Below are 18,351 nucleotides of genomic sequence, written 5' to 3' on the forward strand. Positions count from 1 at the left end.
GCGAAAACCTCCTGTAAATTGCTTTCCAACATCTGTATAGTTAAAAAGATGCCATTTTAGATATAAATTTTTTGTTCATTAATTCAGCTGACTCAAAAGCTTCTTCATCACGGTGTATTTCTCCAGGTCTGTTTCCTTTAGCAAGGATATATCCATCAAATGTAATTCCAATAAAATTAAAGATATATTGAAATTGCTGGATCAATGGAAGACCTTTCAAAGATGGCTTATCCCCACCAACCGCAATTACATATGCTTTCTTAGAAGACATGATAATTTTAAAATCAGGATAATTTAAGTCCTTTAGTGTTTGTGACCAGCGATCAATAAAATTTTTCATCATTCCCGACATGCTAAACCAATAAATCGGTGTAGCAAATATTAGAATATCATGGGGCAGAATGCGGTCAATAATTGCGTTATAATCATCATTTACTTCCTGAAACCCACCTTTGGAATGACGCAAATCTTCAATAGGTTTTATTTCGTAGTCTTTTAAATGTATTCTTTCTACAGATAACCCGCGTATTGCCTGTTCAGTTAGAATTTCTGTATTGCCGTCTTGGCGAGTCCCTCCATAAATTACTGCAATAGTCATACGTATGCGCTCCTTCACATAAGATTTTTTCTTGCTATTTGCTTACATCTATCCTATGATAGAATCACAAATCAATAAAGATGATTATTTCGTTTGAATCAATCGATAAAAACGATTTAAAAGAGGAGGTGAATGAATTTGGAGTTAAAACAACTGATTACCTTTAAAGTGGCTAGTGAAAACCTAAACTTTACCCGAACAGCTAAGATGTTGAATTTCGCTCAATCAAGTATAACTTCCCAAATAAAGACTCTTGAAACAGAACTTGGAAAACCGTTGTTTGAACGTTTGGGAAAACGTTTGATTCTGACAGAAGCTGGGCGTCAATTTAAAAAATACGCTGATAAAATGATACAGCTCTCTGAGGAGGCAAAGGAGACTATTGATGGAGTTGAGGACCCTGTGGGAACCCTTACTATTGGAGCACAGGAAAGTCAATGTACGTATCGTCTTCCACCAATCCTAAAAGAGTTTAAAGCTCAGTTCCCTCGAGTTAAACTCATATTTAAACCAGCGCATTCCGACGAAAAAGCTAGAGAACAGCTGATGGATGGTTTGCTCGATATTGCTTTCATTACGGATGTATCCAGGCCAGTAGATGCTTTCAAAATGGAGTCCCTTACCCAAGAAAATATAAAAATGGTTGTTTCTCCAGACCATCCATTACTTACAAAATCAGAAGTTTATCCAGAAGACCTCGAACATGAAACGCTATTGCTTACCGAAACCGGATGTTCTTACCGCAATATTTTGGAAGAAAGCTTTCGTATGGCTGGAATTTACCCGAAAAACAAATTGGAATTCGTCAGTATAGAAGCGATCAAACAATGTGTGATTGCAGGGCTTGGTATCGCTGTATTACCAGCGATGGTGGTAGAAGCTGATGTTATTAAAGGAGAAATGAAGGAACTGGAATGGAATCATTTCAAAACTCCTATTTTTACCAAAATTGCCTGGCATAAGGATAAATGGATGACACCGCCGTTAGAAGCCTTTATCGAGTTATCTAGAAGAACTTTTAAAGAAGTTAAAAATTAATCGAACTTACTGTGAGAGACAATAAAGATGTTCCATTAAAGGCGCGTTTACGGCATAGCGGTGTTTAGGAATCGGGCCAGTTTCCGGATTAAAAGAAGGAATTTAAATAATCCACCGTTCAATTAACGGGCACTATTGTGAGATCAACATTAGAAATTAGAAAATGATCAAACTTTATTATAAAAATTGCATAGTGTTTCAAAAAGAATTAACCCGTTTTGATCAATCTTTTTTCAAAACGGGTTCTTTTAATTTAACATAAAATACGGGTTTGCAAGTTGATTTTTATAAATATCCACATTATTTCGTTTTCAAAGCTACACCAGTATTACAGCAACATAAAAAACCACGCCTGCTCCCTGTAATTGGGGCAGCCGCGGTTTTTTTAATCTCGGGGTGGATTTGCTTCGTAAAAACCGTGATCTTCACCATAATAGCGGTCATAACGGTGTTTGAACTTATGGAATAGATAACTAACGATAACTTTTAAAATAGCGTAACCAGGAATACCAAGGATAACGCCAACGATTCCGAACAAATTCCCCGCGCAAAGCAATACAAAGATAATCGTTAATGGATGGATCTTCATTGTCCGTCCCATAATATTTGGCGAAATAAAATGACCTTCCAAAAATTGCACAACTGCCCAGACAGCTGCAAGCTTTAATAACATAAATGGTGAATCCACAATAGCAATAATAATCGCCGGTGAGATAGCAATGATTGGGCCAAGATACGGTACAACACTAAGTACTGCCGCAAGAATCGCAAGGGTAATCGCGTATTCCAATCCGATAATTAAATAACCGGTGTACAACAGGATGCCAATACAGGTTGCAACAATGATCTGACCCTGGATATATGATCCAACCTGCACATCCATATTTTTGATAATCTCATTTGCATCACGTCTGAATGAAGGTGGCAATAATTTCAAACAATAGGTTCGAAACTTTTTTCCATCCTTAAGTAAAAAGAATAAGACAAACGGAAATGTAAAAATGGCAACTACGATGTTCGTTACTGTACTGGCAACATTTCGTAAACCTTCTACCGCACCACCCAAATAGCTGCTTATCTTATTCGGAATATCGTTTAAATTCTGGGTTACCCACTGGTGGGCCTCATCATAGTACGGTGCCAAAAACGAGTGGCGAACCCACGATTCGATTCCCGTTCCCATTTGTTTTAGATATTCCGGCAGGCTCTTTGCCATATCTTTTACCTGTATACTTACTGCTGGGGCGGAAAGCAGGACAATCCCGGTTACAACGCCAATTAATGCTAAAATAATAATGATAATGCCCCAAATTCGCCTGATGTGAATCCGTTCCAACAAGTTAACGATCGGATTTAGCAAATAGTAGGCAATAAAGGCCAGGATAATTGGAGGCACGACGGTAGAAAGAATGACAGCTACCGGGTGGAAAATAAATTGTATTTTATAATAGATGCCAATCGTAATGCCAATTAATATTAACAGGATTAACCCGTAAATTAGATCACGACCGCCAATAAATTTCATAAACCGACTCATTGTTTTCATATGGTTCGCTCCTCTTATGATTCGTATTATAGACGATATGATACAATTTTTCCATCATAATCCATGGCAAACATACGAATAATTAATATACGATTATGGGTGCGGGATGGTTTCGGTTTTTCCGTTTGTTTTGCAATTGCAGTTCTTGATAGAATGGAAGAACATAAGGAAAGGCGGGCGAAAAAATGGAGGAAGTAATGATCAATGATGTAACCATTCAGACCGACAGTTTTTACAGTGAAATGGTTACTGATGATACAATTGGTAAGATACTGCATAAAATTGGTTTTGAATTTAAGGTGAAAAGCGAGGAATACCATGACATAACTACGCTGTTATATGCCAATGATTTTCGTGTAAAAGTTCCCGGGAAAGGATTAGATTTTCCGGCAACCATTCATTCGTATTCGACGTCAATTACCAATTTATATCAGGAAAATGCTGTGGGCGATTTTAAACTTGAATTAATCGAGAAGGTGTAGCAAGATGGCCGTAAAAATAAAGCTGAACGATATTTTGGAAATGATAGACATGCAATATGAAGGAACTACTGCCTGGGTTAACACCCAAAACGGTGAATTATTCTTGATGGAAGAGGCATTTATAAGGGATGCGGAAGATGGGGAACCGTTTGATCACTTATATGAAGAGGATCAGGAAAAATGAGACTTGCCTATGATATTGTTGAAGATGCCGATAAGTATATTGAGTTACCAACGCCACATGATATTGACGAATATGACATGGTAGAGAATTTCTGTTTTACGGTTAAAATTAAAAAGAAGAAGGAGATTTTATTAAAGGCTATCCGTGGTAAAGGCGCCTTTGGAAGATTTAGGCATCATATTGCTGATCTGGATCTGGAACAAGATTGGTATATGTTTCGGGATCAAAGCTATAAACAAATTGCGATTGATTTTTGTGAAATGAATGGCTTGGAATATGTAGAGTGAGTGCTTGCTAAAGCTGCCTTTTTTGATTGGCTCCTTAAAATATCATTCGCATCTGTTTTTTGATATAATAAAACTACATACAAGAGGAAGGTGTGGAATCCTTGAGGCAAAATGCTAGTTTACAAAAAGATGCGATGCACATGTTAAAGCTAACCAGTAGAACCTTTTACATACCCATCAGTTTGTTGAAGCCCCAATTGAAGAAAACGGTAGGCTCTGCTTATTTATGTATGCGAGCAGTTGATGAAATTGAAGACCATGAAGAGCTGGATTCAGTGACCAAGCAGCACCTTTTGCGATCTACAAGTCAATTATTGCAACACGATTTTGACAGCGGTTCCTACCAGCAATTAATCGAACCTTATACGAACCAATTACCCGAAGTAACGTTGCGTCTGGGCGATTGGATTAACGTTTGCCCTTCAGATATCGTCGAAAAGGTCAAACAATCAACAAGTATCATGGCAGATGGAATGGCTGATTGGGCGGAAAAAGGCTGGATGATTAAAAATAAAGATGATTTGGATGACTATACTTACTATGTTGCCGGGCTGGTTGGTGTGATGCTTTCTGATATATGGGAATGGTATGACGGGACAACAACCGACCGGGATTTGGCAATCGGCTATGGACGAGGTTTGCAAGCTGTCAATATTTTGCGCAATCAGGACGAGGACAAGGAACGTGGTGTACATTTCGTTCCGGATGGCTGGTCAAGGGAAGACTTATTCAACTACACGGAAAAAAACCTCGCACTTGCGGATGAATATATGAAGGATATTACTACCCGAAACATCTTGTTATTTTGTCGAATTCCACTTGCTTTGGCAAAACAAACGATAAAGGCATTACAACAAGGCCGGGAAAAAATCTCACGCGGTGAGGTTGAAACAATTGTTAAGAAAATAAAAGAAAAGTAAATCGTATAGGTCCATGTTCAAAAAGGAGGATAAAAAGGACCGAGAAGTTCTAGGCGGCGTAGCTTTGAGCACCGGAGTGTACATAAAAGGTACATGAGGAGCGGAAAAGCAAGCCAACGACGAAATTCGACGTGTCATTTTTACCGGACTTTTTGAACATCCTCTATAAATTGTAAGGGCGCCAGTGCTGGAACGGATAAAGGAGGCTGATTTGATGGCCTCCTTTTTATCGGACATCTTTTATAAAAACATCCCTGGTAGACGATGTGTGAAACAAATGAAAATGAATAACAAAGCGCTTGATTAAATGTTTGGTGCGTGTTAAAGTTACTTTGTGTTTTAACGCTTTTTTTACTGGGTGGAATACACAAATCTTTCAAACCACAGGCTTTGGATGGCTTGTATTTTTTTATGCCAAAAAGAAGGTAGGTTAGTGAATGACTGATAAGCAATCAACAAAATATGAATTTTTAGCTGATGACCCAAATGCCAAAGTGTTGCCGGTTGTGATATCTTTCTTAATTGGTGCCTTTTTTGCGATATTAAATGAAACGTTATTGAATATAGCGCTAACAACACTTATGGAGCAATTTGATGTCTCCGTTTCAACAGTACAATGGATGGCAACCGGGTTCATGTTAATGATGGGGATCGTCATTCCAGCGTCGGCCGTTTTAATCCAATGGTTTACAACAAGACAATTATTTCTGGGTACGATGGCGATATTTACTGTTGGTACAACGATTTGTGCCATTGCACCAACATTTCCCATTTTGCTGGCGGGCAGGTTAATTCAAGCGGTAGGAACAGGGCTGTTAATGCCGGTTATTTTTAATGTTTTTCTATTGATTTATCCGCCACATCGCCGGGGAAAAGTGATGGGTGTTATTGGGCTGGTAATGATGTTTGCTCCGGCAATGGGACCGACTCTATCCGGAATCATTGTTGAGCATTTAGGATGGCGATTTCTTTTTATTACCGTTATCCCGTTTGCTTTGTTTTCCATTGCTTTTGCCTATAAATATTTACAGAACATCTCAGAAGTTACCAAGCCGAAAATTGATATTATCTCCCTGATTTTTTCCACCATTGGATTCGGTGGGATTGTATTTGGCTTTAGTTCGGCGGGGGATGGGGACAAAGGGTTCCTGCAGCCAATTGCGTATATTCCGATTATCATCGCAGCTATTGCCTTGGTCTTCTTTGCTTTAAGGCAATTAAAACTGAAGGAGCCATTATTGGATCTCAGGGTATTTAAGTTTCCAATGTATACGCATGCGGTTGTTATGTTTCTGATTATTATTATGGCGATGTTTGCATCCGAAATTATTTTACCGATGTATATGCAAGGGCCATTAGCACTGACAGCTGCAACAGCCGGGCTTGTATTGCTGCCGGGAAGTATATTAAATGGATTAATGTCACCCGTGATGGGTCAGTTGTTTGATAAATTCGGACCACGTGTCATGCTCATTCCTGCTACTGCAGTATTGTGCGGAACCATGTTTATGATGAGCAGGCTGGGTTTGCATACGTCGACATGGGTTATCATTGTCGGGTATATTTTGCTGATGTTATCCGTTTCAGCGATTATGATGCCGGCTGAAACCAATGGTCTGAACCAGCTGCCAAAACATTTGTATCCACATGGGACTGCCGTTATGACAACACTCCAGCCTGTAGCTGGTGCGATCGGTGTGTCGGTATTCATTAGCATTATGAGTGCACGGCAAGGCAGCTTTTTACAAAAGGCAGCCAACCCAAATGACCCGAACACAATAAACGAATCAATGGTTGCCGGTGTGGAGCTGGTGTATTTGATTTCCTTTGGCATTGCTATACTCGCTTTTATTCTGGCACTGTTTGTTTACCGGGCTACACCAAGGGAAATATCATCCGATTCAGCTAATAAATAAAATAGGAAGCTGCCGTTTTTGTAAATGGTGGCTTCCTATTTTTTTATTTTGTCTTGACTCTAACGTTACGTGATACCCTATAGTAGTCAGTGAAGGGAGGTTACCAGCCGTGATGAAAGTAAAAGAGGTAGCGGATTTAGTTGGTATTAGTGTGCGCACACTGCATCATTATGATGAAATCGGCTTGCTTATCCCGGAAAAAACAACCGAATCAGGTTACCGTTTATATTCCAGCAATGACCTTGATACTTTACAGCAGATTTTGTTTTTTAAAGAGCTTGGCTTCCCTTTGAAGAAGATCAAAGAAATTATCAACAGTCCATCATTTGATCGAGAAGATGCATTGGAAGTACAGCGAAAGATGTTACTCGAAAAACGCAGCCGACTTGATAAGATGATCGAGATGATTGATAAGACGATACAACATGTGAAAGGAGAGATGAACATGACCGAAGAGGAGAAGTTTTCAGGTTTTGATTTTAGTCACAACCCATACGAACAAGAAGCACGTGACCGTTGGGGTGATCAGGTGGTAGATGAATCGAATGCCAAAATAAACCGGATGTCCGAGCATGAGCAACAATCCTTGGCTAATGAATTTAATGCAATATACTGCGAGTTGGCAGCCATTCGTCATAAAGATCCAGCATCTGATGAGGCACAGGCGGCTATTAAACAATGGTATGACTATTTGAATAAGGTTGGTGAATTTTCACTGGATGCGTTTAAGGGGCTTGGCCAACTGTATGTAGGTGACGAGCGTTTCACGAAAAATATTGATCAATTTGGTGAAGGTTTAGCTGTATTTATGCGCGATGCCATGGCTGTTTATGCAGATCGAAACAAATAGAAGGACAATTATAAAGCTGCCCATATGAAAAAGGGCAGCTTTAAATTATAATTTCTGAACGGCTTCTTCTATATTATCAGCTTTGGTAATTGCGGAGATAACCGATACCCCGTCCGCACCTGCTTCAATTACTGATGCAGCATTTTGGGTAGTGATTCCCCCGATCCCAACAATAGGAAATTTAGGGTATCTCGATCTTAATGTTTGAATCCATGCTACACCAACAGCATCCTTGGCATCAGCCTTCGATTGGGTAGGAAAAACAGGGCCGGCACCAAGGTAATCGACAAGGTGGATGGGACTTTGCGCTTCTTCGTCCGGGTTTGATACAGAAAGCCCAATTACCTTGTCCGGGAAAAGCTCTCTCACTCGTTCGACCGATAGATCATTCTGTCCCACATGGATACCGTCTGCATCAAGCAATGCTACCAGTTCTATGTCGTCGTTTACGATAAATGGAACCTGGTAATGGGTGCACAAGTCGCGCAGTTTTGTTCCCAACTTCAGCTTATCTGTGCTGGTTAAAGAACCTTCCCCTTTTTCTCGAAACTGAAAGGCGGTGATACCAGCTGCAAGGGCTGATTCAAGAACTTCTACAGGGTCAAATTGTTCGCAATCCTGGCTGCCCATGATAAAATACTTTCTTAATTGTTTACGTAGGAACGGGAAACCCATTGATGTGATTCCTCCCATTTTTAGTTGATATAATTTCAGTTTACCACACCATGAACGTGCTATAATACCCCCACTTTTAGTCAAGAGTAAATGAACAATGAGGAAGGTGTGGGATAGACAGCTGTTTCATAGATTTAGGTTGCCCTTTCACAGCGCTATCCCAATTGATCCGCATCTAATGATAGAGCATCAATAAAATAAGCCAGAAATGTACCAGGCCCGGATACATTTGGATTTAGAGCGGCATATTCTGCGGCGAGTCCGTAAAATTCCACGGCGGTTTGCATTTGCTCTTCCAGCGGTTCCTTGGTTGTAAGGCAAGCTGTCAAAATCGACCCAAGCAGGCATCCCGCGCCAGTAATTTTTGTAAGCAACGGATGTCCGGTCTGGTTTTCTTTAAAATAATTTCCACTACAAATGATATCCGTTTTTCCGGTAATAACAACAGCCGTTTGATATTTTTCCTGGGCTTTGGCAGCAACTTCGGCAATATTTCCTTCACCAACAGCGTCCGGTCCTTTTGTCTCCCAAGGAACATTGACCAGATAGGCAATTTCACCAGCATTGCCTTTGATCACAGTCGGATTTACTTCGTTGAGGATTTGCTTCACAGCCGTATCCCGAAACGGTGTTGCTGCAATGCCAACCGGATCAAGCACGACCGGTATTCCTTTTTCATTAGCAGCTTTTCCCGCTTTTATCATTGCGGTAACCTCAGATGGTGTAATGGTACCGACATTTATCAGGAGACCATTCGCGTTTAAAGCCATTTCCCGTGCTTCTTCCTTTGCGTTTGCCATCGCTGGTGTTCCCCCAAACGACAATAATCCATTGGCAGAAAAGTTCATGACAACCTGGTTTGTTAAATGATGAATAAGTGGACGATTCTCCCTTACTTCCTGTATGACCTTCTGATTCATTTGCTGACCTCCTCGATTCGTGGTGCCCAATGATTTGTTGGACCACTGCCATGACCAATTGCAAACGAATGACCGATGGCAGCCGTTATATATTGCTTGGCGGCGTTGACAGCCTCTAAAAGCGGATTGCCTTTAGCTAATAACGCGGTAATTGCCGCTGAATAGGTACAACCGGTTCCATGGGTATCTTTTGTTTCAATGCGTTCAGATGAAAAACGGTGTATCTTGTTGCCATCGTGCAAAAAGTCGACAGCATCCCCCGCTAAATGACCGCCTTTAACAAGCGCGGCACCTGCTCCATACTTATTTACAATTTGTTCAGCGGCCTCTTTTAGATCATCCATGGTGCTAATCGATTGCCCTGTTAGATATTCTGCTTCCGGTACATTGGGTGTGACTAATGTAGCCAGAGAAAGCAGATTGTTGCGTAAATAGTCACGCGCCTCCTCGTCAATTAATGAATCACCACTTGTCGCGACCATGACCGGATCCATTACAAAAGGGACAGGAATATTTTCTATCTTGCCGGCGATACTTTTCATCATCGCGGTATTGGCAATCATTCCCGTTTTAAACGCTTGAAACGGGATATCTGAAATAACGGAATCCAGCTGTTCTTCAATCATGTCCGTTAAAATGTGCTGTACATCCTGAACCCCGGTTGTATTTTGGGCAACCACGGAAGTAATCACCGACATCCCATAGCATTTAAATTCCTGAAATGTTTTTAAATCGGCCTGAATGCCAGCACCGCCACTAGGATCAGTACCAGCAATAGTCAGTGCACAAGGTATTTGTCTCATTTGTCATCATCCTTTCGGGACAAGGGGCTCCCTTGTTCCAGTTTTTAAATGTTTGGCAGTACGTTTCGTTGTTTCAACCGAGCTGCAATAATCCAGCCTATCAACGCCCCAGCTCCACTGCTTACCAGGAATGACGGGAAGAAAAATAATGCACCAACTGAACTTCCCATCAAGAGGTTGGCAAACGGTACAGCAAACAAAGAGCCAATCATACCGGTTCCAATAAATTCACCAATTGCCGCCCAAATCTTTTTCCCGAACCGTCGATAAAGATAACCTGCCAGAAATGCGCCAATCATGCCGCCGGGAAACGCCAAAATGGAGCCAAGACCAAGCAAGTTACGAATCAGTCCGATCATGAAGGCGATCATAACAGCGGGGGCTGGGCCAAGTATGATGGCTGCCAGCACATTCACCGCATGCTGTACTGGATAGGCTTTAGCAACTCCTGCAGGAAACCAGAGAATTTGGGATCCAATTGTTCCAATGGCTACAAAAACAGCCATCGTTGTTAATAAACGTGTCCGGTTCATCCAATTCCTCCTTTCCATGTTTCCATGGCATATAAAAAAAGCTAGATCCTTATGATGGACCCAGCTTGCGTAGAGAAAAGTTTATCGTGATTTGTCACAACTACTTCCCTCCGCTGGTATTAGCCAGATCAGGTCCATAAGGGTCGGAAAGAAATGCAACTTTCCTCTCAGCCCGCATGCGGGGCACCCCTAGTAGTGTAAATACTATGAAATTTGCCTGTTGCAATAATCTTAACAGAGAAGGATTGGTTTGTCACTTATGAATCACGTTTTATAATGTGAAGAAAAATTGTAACTTCTACCTCTATCTTGCCTGGCGGTTGGAGGGAGTTAAAATATGTTGTTACATTAGATGTAAGCGCAGCCTTAAAACAAGTAAAGGCGCAAACCTGCATAAGCTTCATTTTAAGGTTAAAAACCTGTTGACACTCCAAAATCATGAGCGTATAATATCATCTTGTTATCAAATTGTTTAGTGATAAGATATTTTTTAGTGAGATAATATTTATATAAGGAGGGAAGTCATGAAGAAGGATGATTTCCTTGAGTTGGAGGGCATTTTCCGGAAAATCACGAAGAAAATCCCCGGAGAATGGAGAAAGCATACGAAATCGGCTTTCTCCAGAACAGAAGCACTTGTCCTTTATAAATTATATTATGAGGGACAACAACGTGCTTCTGAGCTAGCAATGGTTCTTTCCATCACTACTGGCGGCTTGACAGGTCTTACCGATAAGCTTGTTGAGGGCGGATATGTGGAAAGGAAACGGACGGAAGAAGATCGCCGGGTTGTTTACCTGTCCATTACCGATAGCGGAAAGGAAATGGTCAAGGCTATGAATGCTGCCCGAAAAGCATTTATTGAAAAATTGTTCAATGGGATATCAACGGAAGAGTTAAATCAGTTTAAGAACACAGCCGCAAAATTATTACGGAATTTTGAGGATGTGGAAAATCAATAACTTAGGGAATAGGAGATGAAAGAAAAGCATGACTGAAACAACTACAAGTAATGCAACGAATATAAAAAAAGGCCCCATTCTTGCGGTTATTATTCTTGGTGCGTTTGTATCGCTGTTGAATCAAACGTTAATGAATGTGGCCTTGCCTTCGATCATGGAGGACCTGGATATAGGGGAAAGCACTGCACAGTGGATTACGACCGGATTTATGCTGGTTAATGGTGTGCTGATCCCAATTACTGCATTTTTAATGGAGAAGTTTTCAACCAGACAGCTATTTATAACTGCAATTAGCTTATTTGCTGCAGGTACATTAATCTGTGCCATTTCACCAACTTTTATTATCTTAATGACTGGCCGCGTTATTCAGGCAGTTGGCGCAGGGATTATTATGCCACTATTAACAACGGTTGTATTGGCTTTGTTCCCGGTTGAAAAGCGTGGTGGTGCAATGGGGATTATTGGGATTGCCATTATTTTTGCACCAGCTGTAGGCCCAACACTGTCAGGGTTTGTAGTACAAAATTATTCATGGCGGTTATTGTTCTGGATTATATTTCCAATTGCTGTATTAACAATTATCTTCTCGGTTATTTTCTTAAAGAATGTAACCAAACAGACATTTCCAGACATCGACATCCTGGCAATTGTTCTCTCAACACTTGGTTTTGGCGGTATCCTGTACGGTTTCAGTACTGCAGGTACAAACGGCTGGACCAATGCATCGGTGATCATTGGATTGATTGTTGGCTTTGTCGGCCTTGCCTTGTTTATTTGGCGCGAATTGGTTATGGAAGTTCCAATGCTGGATTTCCGGGTATTTAAGAGCGGAATTTTTTCGCTTACTACGGTCATTAATGTGGCACTTACGGTCGCTATGTTTGCGCCAATGCTTTTGATCCCGATTTATTTGCAGAATATCCTGGGTATTTCACCAATGAATTCCGGTTTAATGCTGATGCCAGGCGCAATCGTGATGGGAATTATGTCACCGATCACTGGTAAAGTATTTGATAAAATAGGTGCGCGGCCATTAGCAGTGTTTGGATTGGCCATTACAGTAGTAACAACGTATTTGTTCACCCAGCTAACCGACTCAACAGGCTATCTGTATCTGATTATTATATACACCATTCGCATGTTTGGTATGTCCATGATTATGATGCCAATTATGACGGCCGGGCTTAATCAGTTGCCGCAGCGACTTTATCCACATGGTACAGCAATGGTTAATACTGTTCGTGCTGTAGCTGGTGCGATTGGTACGGCATTCCTGGTTACCATCATGACGAACCAGGCAAAAAATAGTATTAAAGATATTATTATCAACAATCATTTTGACCCGAATAACGAGCAAGATATGTTACATGCTGCCAATCTTGCCCAGGTTCAGGGAATCAATGACGCATTTATGGTATCCACTGTATTTGCTGTGGTTGCATTGATCCTGTCATTCTTCATTAAACGTGGAAGAACAACACAAGAAGAAGAACCAGAGGTATCAGGAAAACGGAAACTCTCAACGGAAAGAGGGTAATGATAAGGGGACTGCACTCCACTACATTAAGATGTTAAAGTGGTGGGGATGTCCCCATTTTTATGCTCCCGTCCGTAAGCGCTTGTTTTTGGGAAGGCGCAATGCTAATACAATGACCAACACGCAAAATACAAGGCTGATGGTTGCAACAAGATGAAGATGCGCGATATCCAAATGACTGTTAAAGGCAATTCCCAATAAACAGGAAGAAAGAATCGACCCCAGATAGCGGCTGGTTTGGAACAGTCCTGATGCTGATCCAGTTTCCTCGGGTTTTACCTGTTCATAAAGCGCCGTTTGGGTAGAAATATTATTAAAACCATTGCTCATTCCAAGAACTGACATAATCACTAAAAACCAGATTAACGGCGAATTTTCCCGGAATGTAAGTAATAGGGCGGTACCAACGAATAAGAGCAAGGCACCGGTGACAAGCGGTAACTTGGAACCAAACCGGTCAATCATCTGGCCGGCGATCGGTGCGACAATGACACTAAAACCAGCCAAAGCCAGCATGATGATTCCAGTATGTTTCTCGCTATAACCTTGAACCTGTTGCAAAAATGTCGGGAACCCAAAAAAGTAACAATAATAGATCAGGTTAATGCTGGTAAATTGTAGATAAATCATGGTTACTGCAGGATTCTGCTTAAGTGATACCAAATCAATAAATGGCTCCCGTTGTCTGTTTTCCCAGAAGTAAAAGCCTGTAGCGGCAAGCAAGAAAATAATAAGTGCCAACCAATGGATCTTGTTTTCCAATGACAACAGGAATAATATTAAGCTGACCATTACGACAATAAACAAAGCGATTCCCACAAAATCAATCCGCTTTAATTCAAATTTCCCTTGTCCTTTTGCTGGCAGGATAAAGATAGCCATCACAAACGAGAGAATGATAAATGGGAAGTTAATCAGAAATATCGATGGCCAATCCCATGATGCGATCAAAAAGCCGCCAATGGATGGTCCAAATGCTGCTGACGTTGATGCGAAAATGGATAACATCGACAATGCTTTCCCTTGCCCCTTAGTTATATTGGTCCGAACCATACTCATCCCACTTGGAAATAAGGTGGAACTGCCAATTGCCTGAAGTGCACGGCACCCTAAGAGAAACGGGTAATTGGGTGAAAAAGGAGCTAAGATAGATGAACCAGCAACCAAAACCAGCCCGGTTAGAAATAGCCGTTTGGGTCCGAACATATCACTTAATTTACCCATAACCGGCTGGGCGGCGGCACTAGCCAAATAAAATATTGAAATCAGCCATGACGCATCCGCAAAATTTAAAGCGAATTCATGTTGCAATCTGGTCAATGCAACCGATATCATTGATGAATTTAATGGATTAAGCAGTGTCCCAAGACCAATCGTTAGCACAAGCAGCCACGGTTTCTGTAATGACTTTATCATGTGAATCACCTGTTCATCGTGTATGTAAAAGCAAGGAAATATAACCCATCTTGAATATCATTCCGAATATCTTTAATCATATGCTAAAGTAGAAATAGGCGAAAATATTTTGCTCAGAAACAGCTAATCAATGGATTCGGGGTGATTGTTATGGATGCAAACGGTAGCAAATTAACGAAGCGCATGCTAAATTGGGTGATAGACGCAATAGATAGAAGAAAAGCCGAGGTAGTCATGATTGAACAGCTAAAGGGTAGTACTTCATCGACACTGTTTCGGATTTCTTTACGGATGAATCGATGTTTACGACATGTTGTATTTCGTTTGTTTGATAACCAAGATTGGCTGGAGGAGGAACCTGATTTAGTACTGCATGAAGCTATGAGTTTGCGCTGTGCAGCAAAGACGGATATCGCCACACCAAACATCATTGCCTGGGATGAAACCGGCGAAATATGCGGATTCCCGGCAGTTCTGATGACCATGCTGGATGGCACTGTCCAGCTAAAACCGAATAATTTGGAAAAATGGCTGCGGAGTTTGGCATCAGCACTAGGCAAAATTCATGCCATTGATGCCAATGATTTCAATTGGGAATATTTCACCTACAATGATATTTCCTCCTTGGAAACCCCACCATGGACAAGCATTCCACAAGCATGGGAAAGAGCAATCGAAATTGTAAAATGTCCAAGGCCATCCGTTCACGAATGCTTCATCCATCGTGATTATCACCCCGCTAATGTTTTATATCTTGATGGAAAGGTGACCGGGGTAGTTGATTGGGTAAATGCTTGTAAAGGCCCCGCTGGTATTGATGTCGGACACTGCAGAGTGAATCTGGCAATGCTATATAATGTAGCAACCGCAGATCAATTCTTGGCAGCATACCAGCAAGATCAGGGTAGCAAATTTGTTTATGATGTGTACTGGGATGTTGTTTCGTTAATTGATATTCTTTCCGGTCCACCGGTAGTTTATCCGGGTTGGGAAGCATTTGGCGTTACTGGGCTTACGGATACGATGATGCGGGAGAGGCTGGATAAATATGTTGTAAGTTTGTTGGAGCGAGCTTCTTGAGTGGCGATGTGTAACTGCGATGATCAAATAAAAGCCACCATCTTTACTAGTAAAGTGGACCCCTTGTCAAGGACACTTTGAAAAAAACCACTAACTTTTTTTGCTTGTTCCTCTTATGCTTGCTTCATAGGAGGAGCGGTGGCAAGTCCAAGCATACGCTCAAAACTAAGAGCGTGTGCTTTTGTCATCCACTAAAAATATGAAGAGACATTGTTTATCAAGTTTGGAAGCATTAGAGTTTTCTGTTTTTCAAGATGAACATGCGTTACGAATTTTCCCTAATTGGATGGTAAGATATTTTGAATCTCTCACAGAAAAGGAACAATGGCAATATTTTCTAGCCTATCGAAAAGTTGCCGATCAAATGCTATCCGAATCATATCTTATTGATCAATTAAAATGGATATTAAAGTATCCATCCATCGAATTAGAGTATGATCTATATGTGAAAGCTCGAATAGACCCTGATTTTTATGAGGAGGAAGTCTTTCTACCAGAGAAATGGACCGAACTACAAGAAAAATACGAGACACGATTCCAACAAGCAATTAGTCTTTTAGAGGAACAACAACGGGAAGATCAGGTGTCTTCACAAGATGAGCCAGAGGATACACTCCCGTTTTAATGAATTCTGCATATTGATTGGGGGATAACTTTGCGAGACCCCATTGATAGCGTTCGTTGTTGTAGTAATCCATATAGTCATCAATTTTGATAGAAAGATCCGAAAAAGTAATTATGTAGCCAAGATTCCCTAAATCATCTTTCATGTGACCAAAGAAAGATTCTTGCGGTGCATTGTCCCAACAATTCCCTCGGCGTGACATGGATTGCCGTAATTCTTTATCATTCAGTAGCGATTGAAATTGCATACTAGTGTAGTGTACGCCCTGGTCGGAATGGATCAGGGTTTTCTGTTTTTTAGGAATCGCATGATGTTCAATTAAGTATTCAATCATTTCCAAAACAAAATCCACTTCTAACGATTCACTAAGTGCATAAGAAAGAATTTGATTGGTAAACGCATCTTTTATGGTAGATAAATAGGCTTTCTGACCTCGTCCAAAGTAGAGATAGGTAATATCCGTAAGCAAGACCGTTTTGGGACCATGAGCTTTAAATTGACGATTTAAATGATTAGGCTTCGTTGCATGTTCTTGCCTGGCTTTTGCCATTCGTTTGTAAGGATTAGGTTTCCTAATCGGACATATGAGATTATATTTATTCATCAGTCGTTGAATCTTCTTGCGGTTCATGACGATTCCTGTTTGAAGAAAGCGCATATAAATGCTTCTTGATCCCTTTGCATATCCGCGATATTGATAGACTTCTAGAATCAATTCAAAATCAGTGCGATCTTGTTTCTCACGCTCCTTACGCTTCTCTTCCTGCTTAAACCATGCATAATAACCTGAACGAGAAACCTGAGCAATCTCACATAACCACCTGATATTCAAGAGGTTATGATCTCTTTCCGTTAATGTTTGGATGAGTTGATATTTTTCTTGGGCAAAGCTTTGGCTGCTTTGCGATGGATAAAATTCATTTTTTTTAAAGCATCAATTTGTTGTTTTTGCAAAGCGACTTTATGTTTGAGATAGGCGATTTCTTCATCAGGTGTGCGTTCTTTCGTTTGACGGCGCCCAGAATGTTGCGTACGTAAATCCGTAAAACCTTCTGTTCTATCCGCCATTTTTCGTATCCTGCGAGAGAAACTCTTGATTCTTTCTTTCCCTATCACTTGTGTATCAAACCCTGCTTCTCTAAAGATTTGTGTAGGAAATTTCCCTTGATCTAATTCATGCATGAAATGTCGCTTATAGGCTTCAGAATAGGTAATAGCTTTGTTAGAGACCTTATCCACATAAGGATTCCTTTTTAGTTCTTCTATCTGTTTATCCGAAAAATAATGCACACCCATGTGATCAACTCCCACTTATAATATTTTAAAATGATTATTCAGATGAAATGAACCATTTATGCATAGTTTTGAGCCATAGGTTGCAGAAAATGGAGCCCCCTAATGGAAAACCACTCTTTTAAGAAGAGATTCAGAGCCACAGCGAAAGCTGCTTGCCATTGACTGTAACGCCCGATTCTTTGCATTTGATGGAAGGGGTCGGGGGCCCCGCCAGCAAATGCTTAGAATCGGTTTGTCCGTGTTATCATATTTGAGCAGGTGTGCCTATTTGGCATTATTTATGACAGACCTGCGATTATTCCTCAACACGGACAAAAGTTAAGTCAATGGTGGCGGACTATAGTATTTATGCTAGTTATGTGGCCGTGTCTCTCCTTTCCACAGTTATTGGCTCAAACATCCGCATTCAGTGGATCAAAAGTCCGCACTGCTGGCTCAAACTGGTCGCAATACTCATAAAATAAGTATACGACAAAGAACCCTATAAAACGGAACGGATAAGTAGTTTTTTATCCGTGTCTGTTTTATAGGGTTCAGTTTACTAGAATAGATGGTGGTTTTTATTTGATGGAGCATGCGGGGCTCGAACCCGCGACCTCTTGCATGCCATGCAAGCACTCTCCCGGCTGAGCTAATGCCCCATTTACTATAATCTGAACACATTAATTAATTATAGACCCTTC

The 18,351-nt window shown here is 40.9% G+C and carries 20 protein-coding genes, 1 tRNA gene and 1 riboswitch; of the genes, 11 read left to right on the plus strand and 10 right to left on the minus strand.

All coding sequences use genetic code 11. The features are described 5' to 3' along the window. Positions 1 to 40: 40 nt before the first annotated feature. On the minus strand, positions 41 to 598 hold the full coding sequence (locus tag O2S85_RS01785) for a flavodoxin family protein (protein WP_269411069.1): 558 nt from the start codon (positions 596 to 598) through the stop codon (positions 41 to 43). 138 nt (positions 599 to 736) lie between these two features. Here O2S85_RS01785 and O2S85_RS01790 point away from each other — a divergent pair, with 138 nt between their 5' ends. Then, positions 737 to 1,636, plus strand: coding sequence for a LysR family transcriptional regulator (locus O2S85_RS01790; RefSeq protein ID WP_269411070.1), 900 nt, complete (start codon positions 737 to 739; stop codon positions 1,634 to 1,636). Between the two features lie 385 nt (positions 1,637 to 2,021). On the opposite strand, the gene O2S85_RS01795 is transcribed toward O2S85_RS01790, so the two are convergent. Continuing rightward, positions 2,022 to 3,182 carry an AI-2E family transporter gene (locus O2S85_RS01795; protein WP_269411071.1) on the minus strand — a complete coding sequence of 387 codons (1,161 nt, stop codon included), beginning with the start codon at positions 3,180 to 3,182 and terminating at the stop codon, positions 2,022 to 2,024. 185 nt (positions 3,183 to 3,367) lie between these two features. On the opposite strand from O2S85_RS01795, the gene O2S85_RS01800 reads away from it, so the two are divergent. The 6 genes from O2S85_RS01800 (at position 3,368) to O2S85_RS01825 (ending at position 7,821) form a co-directional block, all read left to right on the plus strand. Next, the gene (locus O2S85_RS01800; RefSeq protein ID WP_269411072.1) at positions 3,368 to 3,664 is read left to right on the plus strand and encodes a DUF3219 family protein; all 297 of its coding nucleotides are present in this window, start codon (positions 3,368 to 3,370) and stop codon (positions 3,662 to 3,664) included. Positions 3,665 to 3,668: 4 nt separating this feature from the next. Beyond that, the gene (locus O2S85_RS01805) at positions 3,669 to 3,848 is read left to right on the plus strand and encodes a hypothetical protein (RefSeq protein ID WP_269411073.1); all 180 of its coding nucleotides are present in this window, start codon (positions 3,669 to 3,671) and stop codon (positions 3,846 to 3,848) included. Then, the gene (locus O2S85_RS01810) at positions 3,845 to 4,135 is read left to right on the plus strand and encodes a UPF0158 family protein (protein WP_269411074.1); all 291 of its coding nucleotides are present in this window, start codon (positions 3,845 to 3,847) and stop codon (positions 4,133 to 4,135) included. Before O2S85_RS01805 ends, O2S85_RS01810 begins: the two co-directional genes overlap by 4 nt. A 134-nt stretch (positions 4,136 to 4,269) precedes the next feature. Continuing rightward, the gene (locus O2S85_RS01815; RefSeq protein WP_269412430.1) at positions 4,270 to 5,055 is read left to right on the plus strand and encodes a squalene/phytoene synthase family protein; all 786 of its coding nucleotides are present in this window, start codon (positions 4,270 to 4,272) and stop codon (positions 5,053 to 5,055) included. Positions 5,056 to 5,492: 437 nt separating this feature from the next. Next, positions 5,493 to 6,971: an MDR family MFS transporter gene (locus O2S85_RS01820; RefSeq protein ID WP_269411075.1), complete on the plus strand. Its 1,479-nt coding sequence runs from the start codon at positions 5,493 to 5,495 to the stop codon at positions 6,969 to 6,971. A gap of 112 nt (positions 6,972 to 7,083) precedes the next feature. Beyond that, on the plus strand, positions 7,084 to 7,821 hold the full coding sequence (locus O2S85_RS01825; RefSeq protein ID WP_269412431.1) for a MerR family transcriptional regulator: 738 nt from the start codon (positions 7,084 to 7,086) through the stop codon (positions 7,819 to 7,821). 45 nt (positions 7,822 to 7,866) lie between these two features. Here the strand turns inward: O2S85_RS01825 and thiE are convergent, their stop codons facing one another. The 4 genes from thiE to thiW form a co-directional block, all read right to left on the minus strand. Further along, the gene (gene thiE / locus O2S85_RS01830; RefSeq protein WP_269411076.1) at positions 7,867 to 8,496 is read right to left on the minus strand and encodes a thiamine phosphate synthase; all 630 of its coding nucleotides are present in this window, start codon (positions 8,494 to 8,496) and stop codon (positions 7,867 to 7,869) included. Positions 8,497 to 8,651: 155 nt separating this feature from the next. Then, positions 8,652 to 9,416, minus strand: a complete 765-nt coding sequence (gene thiM, locus O2S85_RS01835) for a hydroxyethylthiazole kinase (RefSeq protein ID WP_269411077.1) — start codon at positions 9,414 to 9,416, stop codon at positions 8,652 to 8,654. Then, the gene (thiD, locus tag O2S85_RS01840; protein WP_269411078.1) at positions 9,413 to 10,219 is read right to left on the minus strand and encodes a bifunctional hydroxymethylpyrimidine kinase/phosphomethylpyrimidine kinase; all 807 of its coding nucleotides are present in this window, start codon (positions 10,217 to 10,219) and stop codon (positions 9,413 to 9,415) included. The genes thiM and thiD overlap by 4 nt, the downstream gene beginning before the upstream one ends. Before the next feature lie 44 nt (positions 10,220 to 10,263). Next, complete coding sequence (thiW, locus tag O2S85_RS01845) at positions 10,264 to 10,752, minus strand: energy coupling factor transporter S component ThiW (RefSeq protein ID WP_269411079.1); 489 nt, start codon at positions 10,750 to 10,752, stop codon at positions 10,264 to 10,266. 88 nt (positions 10,753 to 10,840) lie between these two features. After that, a riboswitch (TPP riboswitch) is annotated at positions 10,841 to 10,953 on the minus strand. Positions 10,954 to 11,276: 323 nt separating this feature from the next. Between thiW and O2S85_RS01850 the strand changes: the two genes are divergently transcribed. After that, positions 11,277 to 11,714: a MarR family winged helix-turn-helix transcriptional regulator gene (locus O2S85_RS01850; RefSeq protein ID WP_269411080.1), complete on the plus strand. Its 438-nt coding sequence runs from the start codon at positions 11,277 to 11,279 to the stop codon at positions 11,712 to 11,714. 28 nt (positions 11,715 to 11,742) lie between these two features. Then, complete coding sequence (locus tag O2S85_RS01855; protein WP_269411081.1) at positions 11,743 to 13,251, plus strand: DHA2 family efflux MFS transporter permease subunit; 1,509 nt, start codon at positions 11,743 to 11,745, stop codon at positions 13,249 to 13,251. A gap of 60 nt (positions 13,252 to 13,311) precedes the next feature. Here the strand turns inward: O2S85_RS01855 and O2S85_RS01860 are convergent, their stop codons facing one another. Next, positions 13,312 to 14,667: an MFS transporter gene (locus O2S85_RS01860; protein ID WP_269411082.1), complete on the minus strand. Its 1,356-nt coding sequence runs from the start codon at positions 14,665 to 14,667 to the stop codon at positions 13,312 to 13,314. Positions 14,668 to 14,817: 150 nt separating this feature from the next. Here O2S85_RS01860 and O2S85_RS01865 point away from each other — a divergent pair, with 150 nt between their 5' ends. After that, a complete protein-coding gene (locus O2S85_RS01865) occupies positions 14,818 to 15,747 on the plus strand; it encodes a phosphotransferase family protein (RefSeq protein WP_269412432.1) in 930 nt (309 codons plus the stop codon). A gap of 199 nt (positions 15,748 to 15,946) precedes the next feature. Further along, positions 15,947 to 16,372: a hypothetical protein gene (locus O2S85_RS01870; protein ID WP_269409552.1), complete on the plus strand. Its 426-nt coding sequence runs from the start codon at positions 15,947 to 15,949 to the stop codon at positions 16,370 to 16,372. Here the strand turns inward: O2S85_RS01870 and O2S85_RS01875 are convergent. From O2S85_RS01875 to O2S85_RS01885, 3 genes are all read right to left on the minus strand, one after another. After that, entirely contained in the window at positions 16,296 to 17,204 is a 909-nt protein-coding gene (locus O2S85_RS01875) for an IS3 family transposase (RefSeq protein ID WP_269409551.1), read from the minus strand. The genes O2S85_RS01870 and O2S85_RS01875 overlap by 77 nt on opposite strands. 20 nt (positions 17,205 to 17,224) lie before the next feature. Further along, entirely contained in the window at positions 17,225 to 17,668 is a 444-nt protein-coding gene (locus O2S85_RS01880) for an HTH domain-containing protein (protein WP_269409550.1), read from the minus strand. 568 nt (positions 17,669 to 18,236) lie between these two features. Further along, a tRNA-Ala gene (locus O2S85_RS01885) sits at positions 18,237 to 18,309 on the minus strand. Positions 18,310 to 18,351: the final 42 nt, after the last annotated feature.

The organism is Lentibacillus daqui, from assembly GCF_027186265.1.
In the GTDB taxonomy this organism is placed as follows: Bacteria; Bacillota; Bacilli; order Bacillales; family Amphibacillaceae; genus Lentibacillus_C; species Lentibacillus_C daqui.